Source organism: Trichlorobacter sp., from assembly GCF_030247655.1.
Lineage (GTDB): Bacteria > Desulfobacterota > Desulfuromonadia > Geobacterales > Pseudopelobacteraceae > Trichlorobacter.
Genome location: NZ_JAOTRZ010000005.1, coordinates 1 through 26,797, shown reverse-complemented (window position 1 = coordinate 26,797; position 26,797 = coordinate 1). Strand labels below are relative to the sequence as shown.

The following is a 26,797-nucleotide window of genomic DNA, read 5'->3' as shown; positions in this document are numbered from 1 at the left end:
CGAAATCTGACAAACATTCGGCAGTAGCAAGATAAGGAGGGGAGAAGAAGATGGATTCAGCGGTAGAGTGGCAGGTTGATTGTTGCGGTGGTGGTCACCTGTACCGGATCGCTTGCAAGGGTTACCTGTCCGCCCAGTTGTTCGATGATTTTGCGTACCAGATAGAGCCCCAATCCGGCCCCTCTGGTATTGGTACTGCTGCCGCCACGGTAAAATTTCTCAAATACCCGTTCAAGTTCTTCCTGCGCAACCGGCACTCCATGATTGACCACCGACAGGATCGCCTGGCCATCCCGTTTTTCAAGAAAAACCCGTACCGGTTCCTGTACTGCAGAGTATTTTACCGCATTATCAATCAGGTTCAGCACAGCGGTCTTCAGCATCAACCGGTCGCCATGAACGCAACATCCTGAACAGCCACCGCCATACCGTTCAAAGCTGCGTTCGGCCCAGAGTTCACCTGATTCCTCAAGTAGAGAATCAAGAAAGGCCGTCAGATCAATCTCTTCATTGGCTGGCAGCACTGCCTTGGCTTCTTCAAGACGTTGCCGCCCCAGTGAGGTCTCCATCACCTCAACCAATCGGGAAACTGCGCGCTTCATCTTGGAAAAGTTGCCTGACAGCTGGCCACCCAGATCTTCGTCCTTCATTTCAAGAATATCCAGGTTGGCCCGGATAATAGCCAAGGGGGTGCGGTATTCGTGGGAAAGCATCTCAACAAACCGGATCTGGTTATCAAGCGCCTCACGCTCTGTCTTCAGGGCACTTTCCAGCTGCTTATGCAGCCCCAGCAGTTTGTTGGTCATACTGACCTGACGACCGATCTTGGCATTGATGCCACCTTCTGACAGAAAGCCGAACAATCCGCTGCCTGCCACCTGTTCAGGGGCTTCATTGGCATCCCGGCCCAGCAGGGCAGTCATGATCTCATATTCATGGTCAAGCTTTCGGGCTGCGCTGTCCAGACGATAGAGATAGACCGCAGCAAATATGACACTGAAGGCGACCAGGAAGAATGTGGGAGGAACCCACCAGTGAGTACCGGCAAGCAAGATAAAGGCAGTCAGCAACACCAAAAACAGACTCAGACCCCAGATCAGAACCGCCTGTTTTTCATCACGTCTTGCCAGTACAACAGCCAGCAGCAACGCAGTAAGCAGCGCAGCAAAGGCGCGCAGAAATCCCGGCAGTTCATGTATGCTGCTCTTGTCCAGCAGATTGTTCAGGGCATTTGCATGCACTTCAACACCGGGCATCCGGTTTCTGGTTTGACTGAGTGGAGTTGATACTTCATCAAGAATACCCGGCACTGTCAGCCCGACCAGCACCAGTTTGTCTTTAAAATAGACCGGCTGAACAGTCCCATCAAGCAGATCAGCCAATGAAATCCGCGTAAAAGTACCTGGCGTACCGTAGTAGTTGATTGTGTGCTGGTTCTGCTGAATCAACCTGCCTGCGGTCGGAACAGGGGGGGACAGACGAAGAAAAGGCTGTCCAGAGACTGTTTCATACATTTTGGACGACAGTGATGGCAACAGCTCGTTAGCGTAGACACTATGGAACAGCTCCCTGGCGGTATTATCAACCCCCAGTTCAATATGGATATGCCCGGTTGCTGCGGAGGAGAAACGATCAAGTGGCCCGATCGACTGGGCAGCGGCACCGACATACACCGGCAATACCACCCTGCCATGCCGCTTGATTGCTGCCTCCAACAGGCCGTCATCAGCGGTCGGCTCCCGCAGCAGCAGATCAAAACCAACAACGGCTGCCAGATCAAGCCGATCAAGCATCTCTGCATAATGGCGTCGCTTGATCGGCCATTGTCCAAACCGGTCAAGTGTCTTTGCATCGACCGCGATAATGACAATCCTGTTGGAGGTCGGCCTGGTTCCCCTCAGGCGCAAAAACGTGTCATAGAAATAGGTGTCAACTCCGGCAAATGCTCCCAGATAATCAACAGACAGAAGAATGACAAGCGTTGCTGCCAGCAGGAGCAGGAAGCGCAGATTATGCGGAACCGGATGAGTAGGCATGGGCTATCGGCTATCCTTACAACAGCACCAGCAGCAGAGCCAGACCTACCCCGCCAACAAACCCAAGCGCCTCAAAAAAATAAGACTTTGATTGCTCGATCTCAAAACTGCCGGACTTTGAAAACGCACTGGTCTCCTGGTCGGCATTCCGTGCAGCAACACGCATGTAGTATTTTCCAGGCTCCGGCGGATTTTCCAGCACAAGTTTTGATTCAGCCGGTGTCTGATCAATAAGAATTGACCCAAAGGCCTCATCACGGGCGATCTGCAGATGATACCCGGTGGCGCCTTTCATCGGTTCCCATTCCAGATAGAGTTTATTGTCATCACCGTCCGGCTTACGCAATGAAGGAGGTAGAAGTTTGACTATTGAGACCGCCCGGACAGCTGACCAATCCCCGGCATAGCCATCTTCAGCCAACGACCTCACCCGTAAATAGTGCGTACCGCCCTGCAGTTCCCGAGAATGGTAGATGGTCTTTTTGAGGTCGCCGGATTCAATCAGAGGCCCGGAAAAATCAGGGGTGGTGGCAATCTGAACCTGGTAGACCGATACGCCAAGCACATTATGCCATTGAGACTTCAGAGGCATTTCAGGCAGGGACGCCTTGTCCAGAGGGGCAACAATATCCGGCGGCAGCGGTTTCCGTCTGACTTTTATCTCACAGGGTTTTGACGGGGCGCCTTCCAGCCCCTCTTCACCAATGCTGGTTGCCAGCAGATAGTAACTCCCATCTTCAAGCCCCTCAAACACAAAGGCTTCATCAGGCTTTATAACCACCGTTTTGACAGCGTTTTTGCCTTCATGGTCCCGTGCCAGCAAAACCCGATACTGTGCCGCGTTCTGCACTTGGGAAAAGCTGACCGTACTGGATTTATTACCATACACAGCGGCAATATTCTGTGGCTCCGGCGGATCAAGCAGCCTGATCGGCGGAGAAGGCGGTTCGTTACTACGGGCAAACGCCCCTTCCCCTTCCTTGAGAGGAACGGTCGCGCCCATTGCCGAGAGATCAGTACGGCTTTCCAGCATTTCTGCCCGGGTAGTACCCTGCCCGTCAACCGCCACCCGGTAATGGGTTCCCCGCGCAGCAGCAAGAGCGGAGGGGGTCTCGATCTCAAAGCGGGAGTCCTTGCCAGTGGCAGACTTTACCCTGGAAATAATCTTGCCACCCTCAAGTCGTAGTACCCGCAGGAGATGCAAAGGCCCCTTCTTTGATGCCTTAACCGTCAACAATGACTGTTCCCGCAGCAAGAAGCTGGTGCCATCTTCAAAACTGATCTCAAGGGCACTGTTCGCTGCGGTTTTAAGCGCGCCCCCCTCCCTGATGATCTCCCGCAATTTCAGCGGTCGCCATTCAGAACTGCCGGTTGGCTGCAGGAACGCCTCTCCTTGCAGAAAGGAGACGGTGCCGTCCATCGGCACCCCTTTCAGCAAAGCAACCGGTACGACAATTTTTTGCCCTGGAGCTATGTAGTTGGAATCTGGAAGACGATTGAGCTTTGCCACCTGTTGCCATTTTTCAGGCTGAACAAGGTATTTCTGACATAACCCGATAAGGGTATCTCTGGGGGCGACACGTATTTCAACGGTCCGCTCTGCATTCTGTCCGGCAGCAGACAGAGGAAGCGACATCACGCTTAAAAGCAGCACAAACCAGCAGATTATTCTATTCATTGCTCTACCTCAACAAACAGTCCCTGTATCGCAGGTCAGCCTATCCCTGCAGGCTGGTCTGAAAGCAGCTCCGTATACCAAAACACAAATCATCGCTTAATTCCGACAGCACTTTGCATTCCTGTGGTGTAAATGCTGCATTTTCAGGAGCAAACAGGGCCAACGCCCCCCAGACGGTATCATGTACTTTTAATGGCAGGGCGATGACCGATTGATAGCCACGCTGCTTTGCATCGGCTCTGCAGGGGGACATCTGGGGGTCACCCAAAATATTGTTGCGGACAACCGGCTGACCGGATCTGATGGCTTCTCCCACGGCAGTCATATTGTTACCGTTTTCTCCCCATGTAATATTCAGCTTTTCAATAAAACCGTTATTGAAGCCATGGAATGCCACCGGACGGATTTTTTTATCAGCATGTTGCTCTGCAAGGCCGACCCAGGCCATCCGATAGTTTCCTGCCTCCACAGCAGCCTGACAGACCTCCTGCAGAAGATCCTGTTCATCATCCGCATGGGCAACAAGCTGATTCACCTTACTTAAAAAGCGCAGAGACCGATTGACCTGCCGCAACTCAAGCTCTGTCTGTTTGAAGGCAGAAAGGTCAACTACAGTGGCAAAAAACAGAACTTCCTCACCAAACTGAATCGGAGCAAGCGCAACATCAACGGGGAAAATGATGCCGTCCTGGCGCAGTCCATGACGTTGCAGTCCGGTCCCTTTGGGGCAGGTTGAAGGATTCTTGCAATAGTCATACAGCAGTTCATCATGCAGTTCCCGCCTGTCCTTTGGAATCAACACAGCAAGGGGTCGTCCATCCAAACTGCCCGATGCATAGCCAAAAAGAAGTTCAGCAGCATGATTTGCCTGTAGTATCTGTCCATTAGCATCAACCAGGATGGCTGCCGAAGGGATATGCTGCAGGGTTGCTACGAGATGTTCGCGCATAGAGGTAACTTCCTGATTTTTATTAGCACTATCAAGTAACGGCAGTAACAGGACAAGCGACTAAATCTGACGAAATATAACAAAGCAGCTCGATCGCCGGCAACGACAGGCAGTACTCAGAGGGTAGATTCACAAGGCTTGCTGGGGAGATTCATTACTGCAGCATAAAGGTCTCATACTCCAGTTTTCCCAGGTCATAATCAAGCAGGGCCATACCCACTGCAATGGTCATAATCAGTGCCAGGGCAAAGCCGTAGCCATAATAGTACGGACCCATCCAGATCGAGAGCAGGGTAAGCCCCAGGTTCAGAACCGTAAACAGGGCGGTCAACAACAGCACCCGATTCCGCTTATCCAGGTAGAAAAAGATATTCAGCAGCCCCAGCAGCACCACCTGAAAACCGGTTGCCACCACCTGAATCGAAAGCAGAGGCAGATGGATTTCAGATATACCGGCCCAGCGCAGTAGCTGACGCCCGGCCACAATCACCACAATGGTGGCAATGGCCTGGATCTTGATAATATCATACAGACCTTCCCGGGCCACCCGCACCATCTCGTCCTTCATCTCCTGGATGTAGGAAAGCGACCCCCCTTCTCGCACGGCATCATAGAAGCGGTCATAGTATTCAACAAAGTCGGTCTCTATCCGCACCAGAAAAACAGCCATGCCCGGTATGATTGCCAGGTAGGCAAGAAAGACCGGCAGGTCATAGACCAGCGAAGCCCTGAGAGGACCGATGACGTTTGATCCGGTAACCGGATGAATCCAGAAGATGAACTTGTCCATCCAGATTCCCAGGTTATAGAACAGACCGGTCAGCATCAGGGAACGGTACATCCTGCCTGATCCCATAAAATCAAACTCTATGAATATCCGGGAGGGATAGCCACGGAAGACGACCCAGAACATCCCCAGCAACAGGATGAATTGGCCGGCCAGAAAGGCCAGCAACAGTCCTTCCAGATTGCCATGCCGCAGCAAAAAGGCAAGTAGCAGGGCAGAACCATAGCCAAGGGCAAAGTTAACCAGTATCGCCTTGTAGGCCTTCAAGCCCGACAGCAGAATAGCGGTAACCCATACGCAGCAGAGCACCACAAAGGTTGCAGCAAACAGCAGCCTGAAAAACAGGCTTTGTTGAGGAAACGCCAGCAGACCAATCGGATAGGAAAGAAGTCCGCTAACCGCGATCACCACCAGTAGCAGTCCGTTCAGGTTGGGGAGCAACCGGTAATGTTCCTTTTCAAAGATCCGGTCTGCAGAGTAGCGGGTAAAGGACAGTTGCACCAGGCCGGTCAGTATGAGACTGAAGGCGATCAGATAGGTAACCACGGTCTGAAACTTGGAGACCAGCAACGCCGGTATGACCACCGGCAGCGAGATAACGCCGATCAACAACACTGCAATAATAGAAAGTATCCAGGGGCCGGAACTGATGATACCGGCATAGGCATAGGCCATCAGTAATGAGCTATAGCTGTCGCCCTTCATCAATTTACGTAATTCAAATCCGATACCGGCCATTTAGCTCAACGCCTCCTGATACAATGCATGGTAGCGGGCAAACATCTGTTGTTGGGTATAGAAGGCTTCAACCCGGATGATGGCCGCCTGGCTGGCCTGATCCCATGCCTGTTGATCCTGCAGCAGGCCAAGACAGGCAACAGCAAGGGCCTGGGGGTTGTTGATCGGCACGACAGCGCCAGCCGTTCCCAGGGCCTGATCCTGCTCGCCAACCCCTTCTATCAACTGACGACAGGAACCGACATCGGTGGAAACCAATGGCACTCCGGCAGCAAACCCTTCCAGAGCCACCAAAGGAAGGCCTTCACTGATGGAGGAAAGCACCAGCAGCCCGATCTGCGGAAACAGGTCCACCGGATTCATGAAGCCGGTAAAACGTACCCGGTCTGCGAGATCCAGACTCAAAACCAGGGCACGGCACTCTGCCGCATATTCAGGATCTTCACCATCCGGCCCAACTACCCAACCTTCCAGATCCGGAATATGATTAACCAGAATACGGATCGCACGGATGTAGGTTTTAACATCCTTGATCGGCACCACCCGCCCCAGTAGTGCCAGCACCATAGGGGGCCGGGGCGGTCGTGTTGTACGTAGTGGTGCAAAACGTGCCACATCAATCCCGTTGGGTACGACACTGATCTTTTCAGGCAGGGCACCGTCGCTGATCTGACGTTGACGCACCCCCTCATACAGCGATACGATCTGACCTGCCGCGTCATAGCAGAAACGTCCAAGTGTTTCAAAAAACCTGATCCAAAGATCACGAAAGTAGCTGATCTCGGTTGGATCACGCTGCATTGCATTGCGGTTATCCTGAATCCACTCATTGTTAAAAATATCGATCCGGCGTTCCTTGGTGTAGATACCGTGCTCTGAGAGTATCAGGGAACGCCCGGTATGGTGATGTAAAAGCCCCCCTAAAAATCCGGCATAGCCGGTGGAAACGGTATGATACACCCTGGCCGGAATTAAGCTGCCAGCTATGGCAGCCAGTTGCCAGATCGGGGCATGCATATTGCGGACTGTCCAAAAATAATCAACAAATGAAGGATCTGTACAGCGCTCACGATATAAGGAACAGATATACTCCCAGGACCGATCTGAATACAAAAACTGGGAGTAATCAACGCCTCCTTTGGCCTTCAGATAAAAGGAAGCCTGCTTGAGCTCCGCTGGCAACCCATCAGGATGCGGGTTGGCAAACCAGCCATGCAGCCGCTGCAGGATTTCAAAGCCGTGGGGGTCTCCGGCACAGGGTACTACCGTCGGGGTGATATGCTCATCGTGTAAATAATGCACTTGCAGGTGTTTCAGGTTAGGAGGCAAGGAGTACTTAAAGCCATCATACTCGTCAGCCTTGCTGCCGATAAATACCGCCCCGAAATCAAGGTCGGGAAACCCCTTGATAATCTGATTAACCCAGCTGGACACGCCACCACTGACATAGGGGAAGGTCCCCTCCAGCAGCAGCATCACATCAACCTGTTTAGCCTTGGGAAAAATATCTGCCATCAGCGAACACCCCAGAACTGAGCCACCGGCCCGATACCAGGCCTGAAGCGAATCGTTGTATCCTGCTGTAACAATCTTCGGACAGCATTGAAATCTCGCTCATAAAAGGCAAGCTCTGCCTGATAAGGCAGCACCTTAAGCGGATCAGCACCTTCCGACAACGCCTTCTGAATGGTCTCTGAAGCCAACTTGTAATTACGTTTTTGCAGGTATATTCGTGCTACTAAAACAAGCAGAGCAGGATTTTTAGCGTCCAGCTGTAATGCCTGTTCAGCATATTTGGCCGCCTGTTCCACAAAAAAATCCCGCAGATCATCCTGAGCCAGGGCACTGTAGACCATCTCCCAGTAGGAGAAGGCCAGGTTACGGCAGACCGAGGCCTTAAGCTCAGGGGTCTTAGCGGTTTTCAGCTCATGAAGCTCTGCTGAAATAGCCTGTTGTATCTTCTGTTCCTGACGTTCATGGAGGTTAAAAGCCAATAACCGGATTTCATCATCACTGTCTCCGGTTGCATGCTGCAACAAACGACTGGAGTTATGCCCGCTGCTGATTCCTACTGATAATAACGCCTTTAGGCGCAGCTCCCGGGGTAGATCCAGGGTCCGTAAACGGGACCAGGCCCCCCCCTCCCCCATACCGGAACCAAGATCCGCTGACTCTGCCAAAAAAGGTGGCAGCGGCACATTGGAAAATTCCGTACGTTCTTCTTCCTTCAGAAACCATTTGAAATATAAAAGTAATAGTAACGTCCCCAGTGCGCCAAACACAGGCACAAAAAAATTAAAACTGAAGAACAGCCCCAACAGCCCTTTTCGGGAAGAGATAAAACGCTTGGGAAAGCTGGCCGTTAACAGCAGGGCAAAGAGTAGCGAGGCAAGTAGATGAGCAGCCAAAAAGAAGAGTACCCGCTGCCAGACCGGCTGTGAGCCAAAGATGGACAACAAGGCTGATTGCTCACTCAGCAGAGCATAGATGAGCAGCTTCAGACTACTCATACTTCCTCCGTCAACAGGTTTGCCAGCTGTACTACCGGTTCATCAGCAGAGACCACCGCATACTTGAGCGATATGCCGGCTCCCTGCAGTGTTATCTTGAACTGACCTTTCAGCACTTCGTTCAGGCGCGCCTGATACCCCTCCATAGCGGCCGGACCGGAAAAAGGCATTAACGTTACAAACTGCACTCCCCAGCCTAAATCCCGGCGCCAGCCATGGTCCAACCCCCGTTGCTGGCGTTCCATCACCTGGCAAAGTTCATCAAGTTGTGGGCCAGGAGGCAGGTTAATCACCACCAGGGTGCTCACAATATCCAGATCCCGCTTCAGACGTATCATCTTGATAAGTTCTGCGCCAAAAACAGTCGGACAATCAGGATAAATAGTAGTCACGCTTTTTGCTGTCGCTGCAGCCTCAACATGATCAGCTGCATAGGCCAGCAGAACCCCCAGAATTTGCAGGGTTTCACGGTGCAAAGCCATGAACGGCATATCACTGACCAGCACCACCCCCAATAAATGACCACTACTGCTGCAAAGCGGGGCTGCCGCCAAATAGCTGCTATGCTGACTACCACCAAGACGGTTGGCGGCCTGATAGGCGGTGGTACCGGACTCAAGTGCTGAGCGCACCAACAGATCGTCAGGCAGACAGGGAGCCCCCTGACCACACTGCGCCAAAGGCACCAGATCAGGCACGCCGTGGCGCACTGCATAGATTGCTGCACTTGAAAGTGAGCAATAGTGGGCGAGAATCACCATCAGCTCGCCTGCCAGTTCCGGGCTGATAACACCACCCTTTTCAACCAGCAGACGACGAAGCTCCATCATGGCTTGTCGCAGGGTAACCGGTCTGCTGACCAGGTTCTGTTCAAGCCGGTCATGGGAGTGACGGACCATAAAGTAGGCTCGGGAGAGCTGTTGAAACCGCTCCGAAGCATGGCGGGAAAGCTGGTCTGAACGTCTAAGCCGTGTTGACCATGATGTACTGAACTGCCCAGCCAGCAATGCCAGCAAGACCCCCCCCAACATAAAGTGCAATGGAAAGGCGCCACTGACCAGACCCGCGATAACAGCACCGAACCAAAGCAGCATCACCAGCGACACCGAGCTTAAAGCAGGAGCAATGCCATAGCGTAACGCCACCAGGAGCGAACCAAGCCAGAGCCAGGGAAATTCCGCCTTCACAAAAAAAGGATCATCCCGGTTCAGTACCGTACCGACCAACGGAATCAGCAGAGTCAATCCCAACGTTTCAAGCCAGACAATCAATCTGGGAAAGCGTGTGGATATGCCGCTAAACGTAACCATCTTATCGTAATGCGATGGTGCTGATTAGCTGCTCAAGCACCTGCTGAGCCACGGCACTGACCGCCTCACGACTCCAGCCGCTTTTCCCGGCGCTGCCGGACCAGAGCACCTTGCCATCATTCAGATCAATCAACTGCAGTGTCATGCCGGCCACCGGCTCCCCATCCAATCCAACTTTGTAGCGCCACTCCGTAACAGTACCGGCAACGGCATAGCGGACGTTCTGTTTCTTTGCCCACGCCAGTCCAGCCTCCCGACGCTTCAAACCACGATCAGGCAGTGCCTCGCTATCTCCAGCCGGATCAAGGGGCATGGTAATTACCCGCTGCACACCACGGGCATAGAGCAGTGCCGTGGTTATAGCCTCTGCCCGCTCGGCAGCAAACGGGGTTTCGGTATTGTTTACAAATGGAATTACCGCCCAGGTCTCAGCCTGCGGCGCAGCCTCACGACTTCCCTGATGCAGGGTGGAGCAACCGGCTAAAATCACGAGCCCGGCAAGTATCAGCAGTATTCGTTTCATGCATTCCTCCTTCTTACTTCCAGTTGTTAATAAAAATAGCGGTAACTGATGCCGATAGTGGTAGTCAGATCACTGGTGCCGAACTGGCCACTATTTTGCGTTAATTCAAACATCAGCTGATCAAATCCAAAGACCGGACCAACCAGCCCCAGACCGTAGCTGAAGCCAAGATTAGAATTACTGTTCCAGTCAATATCAGCCTCGGCAAACGGCTTCCAGTCACGGGTATAGCTTGTCTTCCAGGTCTGGCCCAAAAACACCCCCAAACCCAGATGCCCAAAGCTCTGTGGTACAAAAAAGGATGCGGTTGGATCAGTCTCAGCAGGCACCAGCGCGGCGATGTTAGCACCCACGGCGCCATCAGCCTGATACCCGCTGTAGCCGCCGTAGAGTCGGATGCCATAATCAGGCCATGCACGTGTGAATTGATGTCGCAGGTCAATGCCGACTGACTGCCCCTGCCCAAGATAGCCCCGTCCTTGATCATAGTAACGGGCTGCAGCCAGTTCAAGGGAGACTGTATCTTTAGGCGTCAGGGTAGCGGTGCCTGTCACTCTCAACCGATCCCTTACCCCCGCCACCGAGAGTGCAGCAGTTTCATCCGCACTGGCATTCAGTTCAAGCCTGGCCCCCAGTTGCAGATCCCGCCAGGGTTGCCATTCGCCCTCTAGGGAGCCTGTTGCAAAGCTGTCCAGACCGCCGCTCCGCACTCCCAGTGCCAGAGCCAGGTGGCCTCGCTCATGCCGACGAGTCAGAGTCAAGCTTCCGCCGATGTCATGGTCCGGTAGATTCCTTAGCACGCCACTTTTCAGCTGGCTGAACTGCCGTTCTGTCAGCTCTGCCAGCAGGCTGTAACGGCTGGTAAGCGGCTGTGAAAACGCCAGTCGTGATGCAACCATACCAACACCGGATTGGTCCTGCAGCTTCAGATCTGCAGCCGCATACCCTGCACGCTCACCAAAAAGTTGACGGACCTGCGTGTCCAGCAGATAGTCCTCTCGGTTCAGCTGTAAACGCTGCCAGGCATGCTCCTGAGCTAACGGAATAAAACCTGTCCGTTGAGCCGCCTCAACCGCGTCACGGTAGGGCAACTGCTCCAGTTTACCATCCAGCAGGTCAGCCATGGTACTACGATCGTTCTCCTCCAGAGCGAGACCAAGACGGGCCCATTCTGGCCGCTGAATCGTCCGGGCAAAATGTCTCCAATACCAGAGGCGGGCCAGATCGGTCTGTCCGGTGGTCATGGCCCAGCCTATGACTAACTCCTTACCAAAATCATCCCGCTTATCTGAAGCCACCTGCCTGATACGTCTTGAAAGGGCATCGCCGGGAGCAAGATGCAGCAACAGTTGCGTTTGGGTCAGCAGTCGGCTTCTGGTCTCATCATCTGCCAGATTTTTTTGTGCCTGCCGCTGCACCAGCAGCATTGCTCTACGCCGCATCTTCCAGGCACTCTCTGCATCGCCAGCCTGCTCCAATATATCCCCAAAGGAGGCCAGCCAGGCCGGATCAGCCTGACGTTTCGGGGCCAGTACGCGATAATAACGCAAAGCCCGCTGCGTATCCCCCATCAACACCATGGCTGCTGCCAATGGTTCCTGCAGTTCAGGCAGTGCCCCAACCCGTCCTTCCCAATCCCGAACCAGAGGGCGCAGTTCGGCGACCTGCTTCATATCCACTAACAACCAGAGGTAGATACTAAGCAATTCAGAATCTGAAGGCGCCAATTGGACAGCAACTCTTCCAGCAGCAAGGCTGGCAGACTGATTGGCGGTTGCACGATAGACCTGGGCAATGGCCATCCAGGCACGGGCGTCTTGGGCGAGAACATTGCGTTCATCCGGCTTCATTTTTTCAAAAAACAGCGCCAGCTCTCGCCCCTTGCCGCTACGCAGGCCGGTATCAACCATGGCATACAAAAAGACTGGCCGCTGCAGCTGTTTCCACCCCAGCAAAGCATATCCGTAAGCCTTTTGCGGGTCTGACTCCCCATACAGCTCCTGCAGTCGCTGATAATCTGCTTCAGTGGCGCTTCCATGTTTAATCAGTAGCTCGGCCGCTTTGATAGAAGCACCGTTTTCCTGGAGTGTCCAGGCCAGGTCGGCATAGGTGCGCCAGAAGGCAGTGGCTGTTGCCGGAGCGGTATGCTCCGCCATCAACAATGCCTGCCATGCCTGCTGCGTGCCCCCCTGCCCATACCAGAGCGATGCCAACGCAAGAGATTCATTTGCTTCAAGCGGCTTCAGCCTGGCTCGTTCCTGCCATGCCCTGATGGCATCTGAAGGCAACCCCAGTTGCTCGGCAAGTCTTGCCTGCTCACTCAGTTGCCAGACAGGATCAACGCCGCGAATCGTCCCTGATTTAAGCAGATCATAGGCCCGCTGCGGCATCCCCATCCCCTCTGCTACATACAGATACTCCTTCAACAGCTCAACAGTCGCAACCTGTTGAACAACCATCTGCTCCAGCAGCTTCATCCGCAAGGGAAATTCCTGCAGTGCCCTGGACAGACGCAGGACAGACTGTTCGCCCTCGCTATCACCATGCTCAGCAAGGTAAAACCAATGTTCAAGGGCTAACTCAGGACGTCCAGCCCATTCCGACGTCTGGGCTGCCTTTTTTCGCCAAACCTTATCTGCAGGACGCGCCTTCACCGCACGTTCAGCTACAGACAGAGCCTCCCTGATATTGCCATTTGCCAGAAAAACCGTATGGGCCAGTTCAAAAAGATCCTGCTCAAAATCCACCCTTATTTCTGGCACAGATTGTACAGGTTGTTCGGCAAACGCCTGCCCTTGTCCAGCCAGAGCAGCAACCGCTGCAACAAGCGCAATATTCGGTAAGGATATTTTCACGGTTGAACCCTCGCCTTATCAACATCCGAGGAATAACCCAGAGCTATCCTTACGTACAACTGAGCTTTATCAGGACGGTTTGCCGCCAGCGACAACTTAACCAGATACTTCAAAATGCCACGATCTTTGGCCAAATCACTTGTCAAATTCATCTCGGCTGCAACCAACGCCTCCTGCACCAGGTTACCTGATTGCAAAGCACCTACACCGGCAAGAAACAGGCGGCGCTTTTGATCTGCTTGTGCAACCTGCATCCCCTTAAAACAGAATGCTGCTGCCCCGCGATAATCACCTTTACCCAGGGCGATAGCAGCCGCAACCTCTGCTGATGCAGTATCAGCATCGCTACCCAGTAACGCCTCAAGCTTCTGCACTGTAATTCCATCGCCCAACCTGCGTGCATCTGCCAGATAGCGGGCCAATTCCTGTGGCGTTGCACCGGCCTTGTGCATCTTCTCTATCTGGGCAGCATAGTTCTGTTGTGCGTTCTCCCAGCCAGGCTCATCAAGACTCACCCATTCCAGTTCCTGACGACGCAATTCATACTGTAACACCATGACTGTTTTGAACTGTTCTGCAGAAAGCCGCCCCCTTTGGAGGCTTAATGCAGCAGCAGCCTTTTCCGTGCACCCCGCTGCCAGATAACTGCGCACCAACGGGATTAAAAGCTCTGTCTCACCATTACGCAGATGCAGCAGGGCCTCAAGGTAACGCTGTTGTGCCGGACTACTTACTTCAGGATTTTCCAGTAGCTTCAAGAGACTTTTTTCCGGGTACAGCACCAGCAGCAGAAGCAGGCCAGCCGCCACCAGCCCACCAATGGCCAATGGTCCGGCAAAACGCTCACGCGTTTTATGATAATTATCTGCAGACAAGTTCCATCTCATGTTGTCCAGCACCCAAAGCGGCCTTCAACTGCCCAGCATCCTGCTTTGCCGCCATAACCCTGCCACCGGACATCAATTTACAGCCTGCAGCACCACCAAAACGGATGAATCCATCGACATGGGCGAGTGTCGTCAACCGTATACCTTTGGAGGTCCAGGCAACATGTTTGATCTCGGCGGAAACAGCAGACAGCCAGGCTCGTCTGGGTGGCTGAGAAGTCATTACCAGCAGCGCCTCACCTCCCGGAGCCAGATGTATATAGCGCTGGTCGTTATGGTCGCTAAACCCGATCACCCCCCTGCTGGCCGCCAGATCAGGATATCCGGCAGTGACTGGCAGGCGCAGTTGCCGCAGATCACCTTTGTTCCTGATCAGCCACCCCCTGCCTGAACCGGCCACTACCGTGCGGTTAAAATCAAGCACTTTATCAGCATAGGCGGAGGTATAGACCGGGAACAGCTCCTGCTGCATCGCCCAGTTGTAGACATCCAGCAATGCCTGTAACGAGGCCATTTTGCTTGCAGAATAGAAATGATAGTAGATGTTAACCGGCTTAAGCCTGCGGGGGGCGTCGGTCATTTTGAAGGTCTCAATCACACGCCGGAAACCATAAAATGGCCCTTTCCAGTCATTGGTGTAGACATTTTCGTTCTGATTGGGAGCAAAGACCTGAAACCATCCTTCCTTTGCCACTCCTAATGACGCAACGGAGGTCAGGCTCGGATTTGATGCCGTCATGACGGTATCGCCACTGTTGATGTTTCTGATGCCGGCGGCATAGGTCAATCTGATCGCCTCAGCAGGCGGCGTACAATCACCTGACCATTGCAGCAGAGTCACCTTTTTGCCAGGTGGCAGAAGGCGGCTATTGATAAAATTTACCGACCCGATCACCTCTGTCTCATAATTAAGTGTATAGCCGGGTATGTTAAGGTACCGCTCTGAATACATCTTGCGGCCCTCTGCACTGTCCTGCCAATAGTACGGATGGGAATAGGTATGGGTTGCAGCCTCAATCCACGGTAGGGCCAAAGTCTCCCGGAACTCTTTCTGGAGCTCTGCTGCCTGAGCCGGGTACAGCCCATTCTCATCCACTATCCCGGTAATGACCGAAACTGCCGTGGGAATTTTGTACCGTTTAAGGATCTTCTCACGCATCTCAACACCGGCATAGCGACCGCCGGGCCACTCTGCATAGCTCTCAAAACCATCCGCATCAATATGAGCCAACAGCAGGCGCACGCCGTTCTCTGTGGTGGGATCCGGCGCAACCGGTTGCTCAAGCCCTAATGATTTTGAGAGCAGACTGAATGGATTGACGACCCAACGGGCCTGATTCTGCATAACTTGCATAACGCCGTAGGGATACTGTACATAGCCGCCCCACGGGGTAATCCCCACAGCATCATACTCCTCCCCCCCCTGAGCTGTAAGGGTCAGCAGCGATTCCCCTTCCTTGATTTTTAACTGGGCGAAAGCAGTTGTCTGCAGGGACGGTTCTGCCTCAAAACCGATATCCTGCGTACGGCGGATAATCTTGAGCGACGGAAGACCACGTCGTGCCAGCCGACGATATTCAAGTCCCAGCACACTTGACACCTGTTCAGGCGGCATGCCGAATCCATCAACAAACAGCAATTTGACGCCATCGGCAATCTGTCGACGCACCCATACGGCGAGGTTGTTCTTAACGTCAACATTTTCGTTGTGGGGCCAGACCACTACACCGGCATACCGTCCGGCCAATATCCCGGACGGCAGCATTTTACGCAGATCCTGCATCTCCAACTGGTAGCCGAGATAATTGAGCGGTGTCGCAATATGATGATGCAGATCTGAGTTGGCGGGGTCATTAACGCTCTGTCCATCATATAACCCCAGCACCTTCCGTGGCAGTACCTCAACGGCTCCGACGCCCAACGAGGCCAGATCCTTATCAGTCACCCAGGGAATGATGCCCAAGGCCTTGATCTGCTCGGCGGTCTTCCGGGCACGTTCACGATCCTTCGGGGCGACATAATCAATGGCAATCACCGGCAGACCAGCCATCCTGACTTCAGCAAATTTGCCAAGCAGCCACTGCCGGTCATGCTCTTTTACCTCACCATAAGCACCGCTCGTTGGATCAAATCGCTGAAAAACAGACTCGGCGGCAACGGCAAAGGCAGTATCTTTCACCCGATCAAGCACCTCAAAACCACGATTCAGAATCAGACGAGCCTCCGGATGGCGCTGTTTGATACTGCGAATAATCTCCACAAGTCCAGCCTCAAATGCCGGATGCTTTTTCACGTCCTTAACCAGCAGAAAAGAATCCAGGGTATCCAGAAAAAAACCCCGGTAACCGGCAACCCAAAGCGGCTCAACCACCTGATCAAGAAAAAAACGTCGCCAATCGGGGTTGGCCAAATCTACAATTTTACTCTTCCATGCCGGATTGTCACCGATCAGCCATTCAGGTTGGATCTGTTTATAAAAACGACGCTGCGGATCAGCCTCGCCAACGCTGACATAGGCAAACAGTTCGCTATGCGCACTTTTATACTGTTCAGGCCGAATACCGACACTATCAGGATCAACAACAACAATATCAAAGGCGTGCAACTCATCAAGCGGCGGTTTCTCTGCATAATAAAAAGCAACACTGAACGGTGCTGCTGAAGCAGCTATCGCTTGCGTTATCAAAACAACGGTCATCAAAAACAGTATAAAAGTACGCTGCATAAGCCACCTCAAACCACTTAACTGTCATATTACAATTATTTACCATACTATCAACAAAACGCAACATTCATAATCTTATTAATCCTGACAAGCTTTATTCTTGACAGCAGCGACTGTTTCTGTTAGTGATTGCCGCCTTTCGCAGCAGCCTATACTCTTTAGAACTCTCATTAATGGAGTACGTTACGTATGGCAACCACCAAAACAGTAAAAAAGCCCGCGCAGGAAGCCACTGCGCCCGTTTCTACACCAAAGACAACTACCACAGCAAAAATAGCCGCTTCAAAAAAAGAAGCTGCAGCGCCTACCAAGACTTCTGGCAAAGCCGCAACTGCGCAACCGGCTACAAAAAAATCGACTGAGCCAAAAGCAATAGCGACACCTGCCAGCGTCGAAAGCACGGCACCAGCGACCACAGCAGCTGCGCCAGTTGTTCCTCTAACCGGCAAATGGAAAGAGGTTCAGCAGATATTGCTTAATATGAAAGAGCAGACCTTGCTTGAGATCAAAAGATCCATTAAAAAAGGTTCTGAGGCGTCAGTGGGCGAAGAGCCGACTGGCGACATCTACGATCAGGCATCATCTGAGCGCGACCGGGAACTGGGACTGCTTTTAAATGATCGCGAACGGGAAAAGCTGCACAGCATTGATGAGGCACTGTTGCGGATTGCTGAAGGTGAGTATGGCATCTGTGAAGAGTGCGACGAAGACATCCCGATGGGCCGCCTGAAGGTGCTTCCGTTTACCCGTCACTGCGTCAAGTGCAAATCAGACCTGGAGAAGTTCCAGGCCCAGACCCGCCGTATTGAAGAAGACCGCGCATATCGGGAGATCCCGGTGGGCGGCGAGGACGAAGACTAGCGGTTACAGCTTAGCGCAATCGCTCCAAGAGACGCAACAGCAGACTTCGCTGCACCTCCATGGCATGCTGCGGACAGAGCTCACGACAGCACCAGCAACGAATGCAACGCCCTGAATCAACCTTCAGGGCGTTTTTTGTTATGGTGATCGCCTCAGGTGGACAGGCATCCCGGCAAACACCACAAAGCGTGCACTGTTCTTTATTGGCAACGGGTACAGGCGCCAGCTGATTTCGCAACAGTCCCTTCAGAAAAACGGGCAGTCCGAACTGGACATCAAGTCCCTGTGGCAGCGCAAAGGGAGGATTGGCAGCCAGCAACGCAAGATCTCCCACAACAGAGATCTGATCAAGTTCTGTGCCGGACAGGCCTCTGCGACGGGCCTCAAGCTCCACCGACAGCAGTTGGGGAGGTATGCCGGCCAGCCGCCCTGCCACCGTATCCACCGCCACCATATTCTCTCCGGCGAGCAGCAGCCCGAGTTGGCGTGGCGTACCGCTATTGGGCCCGTCACCTTCCATCGCCACAATGGCATCGACGATTGTTAAGGCAACAGGACGAGCCAGCGCAATTTCCAGTAACAACCCGGCGAACAGCTCTTTTGAGTGTCCAGCTGTCAGGTGTAAACCGGCCTTGGCGGCCCCTACAACCGTACCGTACAGGTTTTTTACCCCGCAGGTCAGAGTCATCATCTCATGAGTCTTCAGCTTGGGCAGATTAATGACCAGGTCAGCGTTTAGATAGGCGGTTGCCAACTCAAGCTGGCGAAAGGTCCCCGTTGTCCCCACCCTGCGGGTCTCACCAAACGGTATTAACTGTCCTCCGGCTGCCTCAACTGCGTGACGGATACCGGTCTTTTCCGCAACCCGCTCAAAACTGCCAAGGCCAGGGCTGTCACCCACCAGCACCTCGGCACCAGCCTGATGCAGCAGATCTATCAACGCCTTGACCAAGGCCGGGTGGGTGGTCACCGCTGCTTCAGGCGGTTTGCCAGCCAGTAGATTCGGCTTCAACAACACCCGTTGTCCCGGACTGACAAACCGCTCGATCCCACCCATGGGCTGCAAAAGTGCAACAAGCCGCTCATTCAAAAGAGCTTCATCATACTGCTCACAGCGCTGCAGGCTCACCAAATCCACAACAGCCCCCTTGCGTTTTATTTCAGTTCAGCTACACTACCAGCAGCAGTTTACAGGCACTTTGCTTCGGGCACGGGGTACCCATGAAATCAGCAACCATGGAGCATTACGACATTTCTCTTCTCTACGTCGAGGATGAGCGGGTCACCCGTGAGCAAATCTCACGCATCCTCCAGCGCATAGTAACAGAACTGCACGTTGCTGAAAACGGACAGGAAGGACTTGCACTGTATCGGGAAAAACGTCCTGATATTATCATGTCTGACATCATGATGCCACTGATGAACGGCCTTGAGATGGCCCGCGAAATCAGGAAAATTGACCACGATAGTCAGATCATCATGCTGACCGCCTACAGCGACACCGAGTATCTACTGGAGTGCATCAGCCTCGGTGTCAACCAGTATGTCCAGAAGCCGGTTGATTTTGCCCAATTAAGTACTGCCATTGAAACCTGCAGCAACTATGTGCTCTTAAAGCGAAAACTGCGCCAGCAGGAGAGCCGGATCCAGATGTTGTCACAGGCGGTTGAACAGGCACCTGCGCCGGTGATGATCACTTCGTTAAACGGATCCATTGAATATGTCAACGGCATGTTTTGCCGCTTAACAGGCTTTCAGGCAGTAGAAGTACTTGGCCGCAATCCCCGCCTGCTTAAATCAGATCTGAATCCTGCTGAAGTCTATAATGATCTCTGGAAAACCATTTTAGCCGGCAACGAGTGGAAGGGCGAGCTGGCCAACAAGCGCAAAAATGGTTCCATCTATTGGGAAGTAGTCAAGATCTGCCCCTTACGGGATGTCGACAATACGGTAACCGGCTTTTTAAAGGTTTCACAGGACATCACTGAACGTAAGCAGTATGAAGAAAGTCTGCAGTATCTGGGCACCCATGATCCATTGACCGGCCTGTTCAACCGGGCCTACTTTGATGCAGAACTGCAAAGGCTTGAGACCGGTCGGGAATACCCGGTCAGTATTGTCATGGCTGATATCGATGGCCTGAAGGGAGTTAACGATACCCTGGGGCACGATGAAGGTGATCGCTTGATTAAAGGAGCGGCAGAAGTATTACTCTCGGCCTTCCGCTCCAGTGATGTGGTTGCCCGGATTGGGGGAGATGAGTTTGCCGTACTGCTTTCCCGCACCGATCATGACGCCGTTATGGCAGCCATCCAGCGGGTAAAGGCGTGTGAAATTGATCGAAGCCTGGGGGAGTTTGCCCGTTCACTGTCTTTGGGAGCAGCAACAGCAGCACACCCGGATGAACTGCTGGAGACCATGAAAGTGGCAGACCGCCTCATGTATAAAGACAAAGCGGAACGCAAACGCAAACACCTAAACTCCATCGTCAGGAACTGATTAACCGTTACCGCATGCCAGACAGCCAGGATTGTGCGGCACCGGCACCTCCCTGAAACGCATCCCCAGCAGATCAAAGGTCAACAGACGGCCGGTCAGCAACGATCCGATTCCCAGTAGATATTTTACTGCTTCTGCGGCCTGCAATGTCCCGATTACCCCAGGTAACAGACCAAAGACACCATCCTGTTCGCAGGCCTCACGCTCTTCTTCCGGCGGCATCTCACTAAACAGACAGCGATAGCAGGGTGACACCCCGGGCAGCACGGTCAGGGTCTGACCGCTAAAACGCAAAACTCCCCCATGTGAAAAAGGAACTCCCTGGCTGATACAGATATCGTTAATCATGAACTTTGCAGCCAGGGTATCGGTGGCATCCAAAACAAAATCATACCGCCGCAGCAAGCTGGGCAGATTAGCCTGGTCCAGCATGACCGGAATCTGTTCAACATGGCACACCGGATTGATTGCCTGCAGCCGTTTGGCTGCTGAAGCGGTCTTAGACTGCCCGACACTTTCGCTATCGTGGATAATCTGACGCTGCAGGTTTGACAGTTCCACCCGATCACCATCAGCAACACCGATGGTACCAACTCCGGCTGCGGCAAGGTATAGAGCTGCAGGCGATCCCAGGCCTCCAGCACCAATAACCAGCACCCGGCTTTCCCGCAATCGTTCCTGCCCCTCAAGACCGACCTCAGGCAACATCAGATGACGGCGGTACCGTTCCTGTTCTTCAGCAGTCAGCATGGTAGTTCTGCCCCGGTTATCCGCCCAGCCCCCAAAACTTCGTCCCCCTGATAGATCACCACGGTTTGCCCCGGAGTGACGGCCCGCTGCGGCTCATGGAACAACACTCGCATCCCGGCCCCGTCCTGCGGTTCAACCAGACAGGGGACCGGTGCGTGGCGATAGCGGATCTTGCAGTGGGCCTCAAACGGCATACCGGGTTCCTGCCCAAACCAGACCGCCTGGTCTGCCAGCAGCCCTGATGCATAGAGGTATTGCTGTTCCCCCACCACCACACGATTGCGGACAGCACTAATCTCAAGCACATACAGCGGTTCAGCCCAAGCGATTCCCAGGCCTTTTCGCTGCCCTACCGTGTAACGCCAAAAACCGTTGTGTCGCCCCAACAACCGACCTGAACGATGCACAATCAAACCTTGTGCCGCAGAGACGGACGAACGTTTCTCCAAAAATTCGGTGTATCCGCTGTCCGGTAAAAAACAGACATCCTGGCTATCCTTTGCAGCTGCCACCGGCAATCCAAACTCATGGGCCAGCTGACGCACCTGATCCTTGCCGGACATTCCTCCTAACGGGAACAGAGTCTGCTGCAGCGCCTCTTGACCGATAGTGGCCAGAAAATAGGATTGGTCTTTGCGACGATCAGCTGCAGCATGCAGATGGGCCCTGCCATCAGCATCCCGCAGCACACGGGCATAGTGGCCGGTTGCCAACGCGCCAGCCCCCAGCTGATGGGCATGGTCCAGCAGCAGACCAAATTTGACCAGACGATTGCAACGCACACAGGGATTAGGGGTTTCACCGTTACGGTAGCTGGTCACAAAGGGAGCAATTACCTGTTGTTCAAAAGCGTCCGTCAGATCTATCCGATGGAGGGGAATCTGCAGATGTTCAGCCACCTGCTCAGCCGCATTGTTCGCTGCTGCATCAGGCAAGAGATTCATGGTGATCCCCACCAGCCGATGTCCCTGTTGTTGCAGCAGGGCCGCCGCAACCGCAGAATCAACCCCACCGGAAAGGGCGACAGCAATGAGTGTTGAGGTTTCAGGAAGGCGCATGGATTAAAATTGAATATTGGGACGCAAGACAACAGTAAAATTCGGCGCATCAATGTCCCGCAAGGCACCGCTGTAACGGGAAGGATCTTCCCAGATCAGACCAACATCAAGCTTGAGTGCGACCCCCCACGACTTGATCGGAAATTTTTTACCCAATACATATTCCTGACGCAGCAAATCCCCCTGCTTGGCACCGATATCCCAGCGGACATCAAAGCTGCTGTTACGCAGAAATTCAAACGGGTTTACCCTGAAATCAAGGTTACTTCTTCTGAATCCGACATAGAAGGTGTTTGCAATGTTCGGATTTTCATGCATCTTGGCGCCAAGCCGAAAACTCCAGGAAAGCTTTTCATCCTTAAAGTTACGCTCCCCCTTCATCTTCCACTCTGCTTCAAGCGAATGATCAGGAATCAGGACGTTATTACGAATATGTTGGTTCGAATAACTGAAGAGATAGCCCATATACCCTTTATTCGATGAAAGCCGCTCCTCGCCCGGCTTACTGAATTTAACCATATCACCCAAAAAGACTGAAAATGCATACGGCTCCTCAAAACCAGCCGTCAACCACTGAATAACATTTTGGTTTTTTCCAATATCTGCTGCGTTATAAAAGTCCTTTGCATACTCCTTCAAGGCAACTCCTGCCAAGGGAAGCGGCATAACAGAAGCCTCAACCAACATAAAGCGAGGGACCAGCGAGTGAAGCCATAACCTGCTGTAGATCTCGAGCTCACCCTGATCTGCAACAGTGGGGATAGGTGATCCATCCAGCGGAATATTCAGCGAAACGTTTGAATAGTAAAGATCTGTCTCCCAGTCAAGATCTGCCCAACCAAGCTCTTTACTGCCAAAAAGATATTCCTTGAGAGTCCGTTCAGAGGTCGGTGTCTGTTGGGATTTGGCAGGTTCATCGGCATAGGCAGGTATAATGCCAGCCATCAGCAAGACACAAAACAGCAGAAAAAACCGTTGTCGCATCACGCCTCTCCCTCCCCAATCCCTTCTGCAAGTTTCAGCAACGATCTGACACGATACCCTGCTGCTGCAGCCAGTGCCGTCAGTTCTGTCATCGGAACCACCACCTGATCCTGGCCCTGCGCCTGTTCAAAAGCAGCCTGAAGAGCCAGCCAGATGATCAGCTCTTCAAACCGTTCCTTGTTAAACCAGAGCGTACCGCCGTCATCATGAACCATTAAAAATTGAACCAGCAAAGGACTGTTAAACAGCTGCACCAGCCGTTCTGCAGGTAATGCAGACGACCAGACATCCCAGGCAAGCCCGGCAGCACCGCACAGTTCAGCTATCCATGCCAGAGCCTGAAATCCAATGATATCATCACCTGCCACAAAGGCCGCCAGTGGCCGGCCAAGGCCATATTCCCGCAAGGCATCATCACTCAACGGCAGCGCCAGGAAGCGGGTCATGAGTATTGCCAGTGCCTGGCGACGGTTCTTCTGATCAAGTCGCAGCAGTTTCTTGCTCACGCCGCTCCTGCGCAACAGTCGTAAGGACTTGGCAGAAACATCCGGCTGGTGAGCCGCTGCAAGACTGACCATCAGACCCTGCTGATCTATTTCAGAGGTGGCAACCGGTGGCAGCTCTGCACAGTAGTTCTGTAACGCCGTCTCCAGCAGACGGGACTGTTGCAGTGTCTGCAGGCACTCACCAAAGGCACCAATCAACGGCTGGTTGAGCAACTGAATCCGCTCGTCCTCAAGTGATGCAACCCCCCTGCCTGCCAGATACCCGCACAACGCCGCCCAAGGTGTATCCGGTGTATCCTCAAGGATTCTGAAATCGAGAAAGACATGAAACTCGTACTCTGAAAGTTCTGCATACATCCCATGCTGACAGATTTCAGCAGCATTACGCAGGTATTCATGTTGGCTGGATATCTCTCGAAAGGCAAGAAAACAGCGAGGATCATCGGGTACTCCCAAGGCCTGCCCCAGGGAACCGGAGTAGAATTCCGTTGTATCGCCACTCCCCGTTATCGCAACCGGCGTGGCCATCCTGATCCAGCCTGATGTTGCACCATAGCGGTTGTTGTACAGCACCAACGCACGCTGTTCGCCCAAACGGTTACTGTAGGCAAAGACGTTTTCATCAACACTGCCATCATGGCAGTAAAAATCATACAGGGCAAAATTCTCGGATCCGGAAAAGAGCTTGCGCCGCTTCAACAGCGGGAAGATCCAAAGCTCATGTCCTTTTACCAAACCCTGGTCAACCGCCTCATTCCAATAGGCCTTACGGTACTCCATGCCGTACTTTTCATGGAATCCCTCAATTTGGCCATGCCCGAACATCGGCAGACCCGGCATGGTTGAAAGCAGCACGCAGGCCCCAAAGTATTTGCCTTGGGCACCAAACTGCTCCACCGCCGTTTTCTCATCAGGGTTGTTCATGAAATTGACGAACCGCTTCAATATCTCAGGATTAAACTCCAGCACATTTTTGATGGTCTGGCGGTACTTGGCGTTCTCTTCCTGCTTGAGCATATTCATGAAGGCAGAGTTGTAGACCCGGTGCATCCCCAGGGTACGAACAAAGTAGCCTTCCATCATCCAGAACGCCTCGGCCAGCAGCAGGGTATCCGGCGCCTCTTGCGCCATCCGGTCCACCACTTCACGCCAGAACTCCACCGGAAAGACAGCATCAAACTCATCCCGCCCCATGGCATGTTCAGCCCGTGAAGGGATACCGCCACCAAGACCGCGTTGCGGATACCAGAGCCGCTGGTAATGCTTCTTGGCCAGGGTCATGGCCGCATCAAAGCGAATGATCGGGGTCAGCCGGGCCACATGCAGGATAGTCTGGATGACGGTCTCCCGCACCTGCGGGATCAGGTAGTTCAGCTGGGCCGTGTCATTCCAGGGGATACTGGTGCCGTCATTACCATGGTAGATGTAGCGGGTACAACCATCACGGCGGTCGATCATCCTGAAGACCACCGCCGCATCCTGTTTGTTCCAGTAACCATCCTCCACCTGAAGTGTGACAGACGGATCAGGGGAAAGGTCTTCGCCGTTAAACTGGTAGGTGGGAAACGGGGCATAGTCAGTCTGGACAAACCAGTCGGGATGTTCCAGCACCCAGCGGGAAAAGAGGCCGGTATGATTGGGGACCATGTCGCTGGCAAGTCGAATACCACGCTGCCAGGCCCGCTGTTTCAGATTCAGAAAAGCAGGCTCACCGCCCAGGTCTGCTGCGATGGTATAGTCATACAACGAGTAGGCCGAGGCATGGGCCTCTGGATTGCCGCACAACTGCTTGATCCGTTGTGAGGCGGACGAGCGTTCCCAGAGGCCGATCAGCCAGAGGCCGGTAAAGCCCCAGGCCGCCAGACGGTCAAGCTCGGCATCCGGCACCTGATCCAGGCGGGTAACGGGACGAGCGTAGGTCCTAGAGAGCTGATCCAGCCAGACATGGGTCATCTTGGCCATCATCACCACGTTTGACATCCAGTCGGCATCGGCAGAAAAGGCTTCATACTCCGGCTGATCATAACCGGCATGGTGACCGGCGCCATGGTAGATACTTCCAGCCCCCCCCCCGGAAGCGACATTTGCACCAGCAATACCCGGCAGGCCAAAATGGAGTACTTCAGCAGGGCCGCTACCGCCATCAGACCATTGGCGCTGTTCCTCATCCAGAATATCAAAGGCGGTCAACAGCTCTTCCAGCAGTTCCGGCGGCAATGCTTCTGCCCACTGTTCACGTATATAGCCAAGCTGTCCTGCCAGCGAATCCGGAGCTGCTGCAAGCGGCGCATGTAACGCTTCAACCAGCGTCATCCCGATACCAGGCACCACAGGACCTTTGGCAAGCACCCGCTCAATCCCGGCAACCACCTGACGATACCGGGTACTGTTCGCCAACTCCTGATCATCCAGCAGCACCCGAAACGGATCAACGGCCCGGTTATGGGCAGCCAGATTAAGCAGCAGCAGCTCACGCAGCAGCAGATATTCGCGTTGCTCCTCTCCCAGTACGGCCAGATCACAACCCGCCGGAAACAGGTTTTTAAAGACATCAAACGCAAGCCTGACCTGCTTGCCGTCAGGCTCAAATCCAGCCTGCTGCAGCGCTTCAGCCAGCAGGCTCCGCTGCCCCCCCCTAGCCACCTCATCCACCAGATGGCGGTAGATACGTAAAAGCGAGGCGTATAGATTAAGCTGTGCTGCGGTTGCGGCAACAGAAACAGCAGAACTCCTGGCCATATTGGAAGCCAGTCGACGGTAGAACAGAATGGGAGGGTAGCTGCTGCCATGACGAGAAAGCAACGCCTCTGCACCAAACTGTTCCTGTGCGCGGCCAGTCAGCTGAATCGTAAAGGGGAAATATTCCGGCAGTGATGATGAAGGCATGGTCACGGCTCGAGTCTGTATGGGTAGGTACTGCCAGCTGCTAAAAAAGGCGGCCAGAAGGTACTGGCCGCCGACGGTCTATTAGTGAGACTTTTTTTTGGCTGGTGTCTTTGCCTTGCTGGACTTTGTACTGCTTTTCTTGCTCTTGCTCTTGATTTTGCTTTTGCTTTTCGTCCCCTTTTTCGACTTGCCAGCCTTGCGAGGCACCGGGTTGAATTCGTCCCGAATATTATTCAGCAGAACCGAGGTCTCTTC

At 53.4% G+C, this 26,797-nt stretch carries 19 protein-coding genes; 2 read left to right on the top strand and 17 right to left on the bottom strand.

Annotation, left to right across the window (positions count from 1 at the left end; genetic code table 11):
- Positions 1-56: 56 nt before the first annotated feature.
- The 12 genes from OEL57_RS00890 to OEL57_RS00835 all read right to left on the bottom strand — a co-directional run bounded on the left by OEL57_RS00890 (position 57) and on the right by OEL57_RS00835 (position 17,414).
- Positions 57-2,036 carry a CHASE2 and HATPase_c domain-containing protein gene (locus tag OEL57_RS00890; RefSeq protein ID WP_300735852.1) on the bottom strand — a complete coding sequence of 660 codons (1,980 nt, stop codon included), beginning with the start codon at positions 2,034-2,036 and terminating at the stop codon, positions 57-59.
- 16 nt (positions 2,037-2,052) lie between these two features.
- Positions 2,053-3,714 carry a FecR domain-containing protein gene (locus OEL57_RS00885; protein ID WP_300735850.1) on the bottom strand — a complete coding sequence of 554 codons (1,662 nt, stop codon included), beginning with the start codon at positions 3,712-3,714 and terminating at the stop codon, positions 2,053-2,055.
- 40 nt (positions 3,715-3,754) lie between these two features.
- Entirely contained in the window at positions 3,755-4,663 is a 909-nt protein-coding gene (locus tag OEL57_RS00880) for a GAF domain-containing protein (RefSeq protein ID WP_300735848.1), read from the bottom strand.
- Between the two features lie 154 nt (positions 4,664-4,817).
- Complete coding sequence (gene pelG, locus OEL57_RS00875) at positions 4,818-6,188, bottom strand: exopolysaccharide Pel transporter PelG (protein WP_300735846.1); 1,371 nt, start codon at positions 6,186-6,188, stop codon at positions 4,818-4,820.
- Positions 6,189-7,703 carry a GT4 family glycosyltransferase PelF gene (gene pelF / locus OEL57_RS00870; protein WP_300735844.1) on the bottom strand — a complete coding sequence of 505 codons (1,515 nt, stop codon included), beginning with the start codon at positions 7,701-7,703 and terminating at the stop codon, positions 6,189-6,191.
- Positions 7,703-8,698, bottom strand: coding sequence for a tetratricopeptide repeat protein (locus tag OEL57_RS00865; protein WP_300735842.1), 996 nt, complete (start codon positions 8,696-8,698; stop codon positions 7,703-7,705). The genes pelF and OEL57_RS00865 overlap by 1 nt, the downstream gene beginning before the upstream one ends.
- A complete protein-coding gene (locus OEL57_RS00860; RefSeq protein WP_300735840.1) occupies positions 8,695-10,008 on the bottom strand; it encodes a PelD GGDEF domain-containing protein in 1,314 nt (437 codons plus the stop codon). Before OEL57_RS00860 ends, OEL57_RS00865 begins: the two co-directional genes overlap by 4 nt.
- Position 10,009: 1 nt before the next feature.
- Entirely contained in the window at positions 10,010-10,531 is a 522-nt protein-coding gene (locus tag OEL57_RS00855; RefSeq protein ID WP_300735838.1) for a penicillin-binding protein activator LpoB, read from the bottom strand.
- A 26-nt stretch (positions 10,532-10,557) separates the two neighbouring features.
- Positions 10,558-13,386 carry a tetratricopeptide repeat protein gene (locus OEL57_RS00850; RefSeq protein WP_300735836.1) on the bottom strand — a complete coding sequence of 943 codons (2,829 nt, stop codon included), beginning with the start codon at positions 13,384-13,386 and terminating at the stop codon, positions 10,558-10,560.
- Positions 13,383-14,261: a hypothetical protein gene (locus tag OEL57_RS00845; protein ID WP_300735834.1), complete on the bottom strand. Its 879-nt coding sequence runs from the start codon at positions 14,259-14,261 to the stop codon at positions 13,383-13,385. Before OEL57_RS00845 ends, OEL57_RS00850 begins: the two co-directional genes overlap by 4 nt.
- Entirely contained in the window at positions 14,248-16,998 is a 2,751-nt protein-coding gene (locus OEL57_RS00840) for a bifunctional glycoside hydrolase 114/ polysaccharide deacetylase family protein (protein WP_300735832.1), read from the bottom strand. The genes OEL57_RS00845 and OEL57_RS00840 overlap by 14 nt, the downstream gene beginning before the upstream one ends.
- A 170-nt stretch (positions 16,999-17,168) precedes the next feature.
- The gene (locus OEL57_RS00835; protein ID WP_300735830.1) at positions 17,169-17,414 is read right to left on the bottom strand and encodes a hypothetical protein; all 246 of its coding nucleotides are present in this window, start codon (positions 17,412-17,414) and stop codon (positions 17,169-17,171) included.
- A 52-nt stretch (positions 17,415-17,466) separates the two neighbouring features.
- Here OEL57_RS00835 and OEL57_RS00830 point away from each other — a divergent pair, with 52 nt between their 5' ends.
- The gene (locus OEL57_RS00830) at positions 17,467-17,859 is read left to right on the top strand and encodes a TraR/DksA family transcriptional regulator (protein ID WP_331489745.1); all 393 of its coding nucleotides are present in this window, start codon (positions 17,467-17,469) and stop codon (positions 17,857-17,859) included.
- A 10-nt stretch (positions 17,860-17,869) separates the two neighbouring features.
- Here the strand turns inward: OEL57_RS00830 and OEL57_RS00825 are convergent, their stop codons facing one another.
- Entirely contained in the window at positions 17,870-18,997 is a 1,128-nt protein-coding gene (locus OEL57_RS00825) for a DUF362 domain-containing protein (protein WP_300735826.1), read from the bottom strand.
- Positions 18,998-19,080: 83 nt separating this feature from the next.
- Here OEL57_RS00825 and OEL57_RS00820 point away from each other — a divergent pair, with 83 nt between their 5' ends.
- Positions 19,081-20,358, top strand: coding sequence for a sensor domain-containing diguanylate cyclase (locus OEL57_RS00820; protein WP_300735824.1), 1,278 nt, complete (start codon positions 19,081-19,083; stop codon positions 20,356-20,358).
- On the opposite strand, the gene OEL57_RS00815 is transcribed toward OEL57_RS00820, so the two are convergent.
- From OEL57_RS00815 to OEL57_RS00800, 4 genes are read right to left on the bottom strand one after another with little or no spacing between them, the layout of a single operon-like run.
- Complete coding sequence (locus OEL57_RS00815) at positions 20,359-21,108, bottom strand: HesA/MoeB/ThiF family protein (protein ID WP_300735822.1); 750 nt, start codon at positions 21,106-21,108, stop codon at positions 20,359-20,361.
- Positions 21,102-22,166 carry a tRNA 2-thiouridine(34) synthase MnmA gene (mnmA, locus tag OEL57_RS00810; RefSeq protein WP_300735820.1) on the bottom strand — a complete coding sequence of 355 codons (1,065 nt, stop codon included), beginning with the start codon at positions 22,164-22,166 and terminating at the stop codon, positions 21,102-21,104. Before mnmA ends, OEL57_RS00815 begins: the two co-directional genes overlap by 7 nt.
- 3 nt (positions 22,167-22,169) lie before the next feature.
- Complete coding sequence (locus OEL57_RS00805) at positions 22,170-23,150, bottom strand: hypothetical protein (RefSeq protein ID WP_300735818.1); 981 nt, start codon at positions 23,148-23,150, stop codon at positions 22,170-22,172.
- Positions 23,150-26,542 carry an alpha-amylase family glycosyl hydrolase gene (locus OEL57_RS00800; RefSeq protein ID WP_300735816.1) on the bottom strand — a complete coding sequence of 1,131 codons (3,393 nt, stop codon included), beginning with the start codon at positions 26,540-26,542 and terminating at the stop codon, positions 23,150-23,152. Before OEL57_RS00800 ends, OEL57_RS00805 begins: the two co-directional genes overlap by 1 nt.
- Positions 26,543-26,797 lie beyond the last annotated feature (255 nt).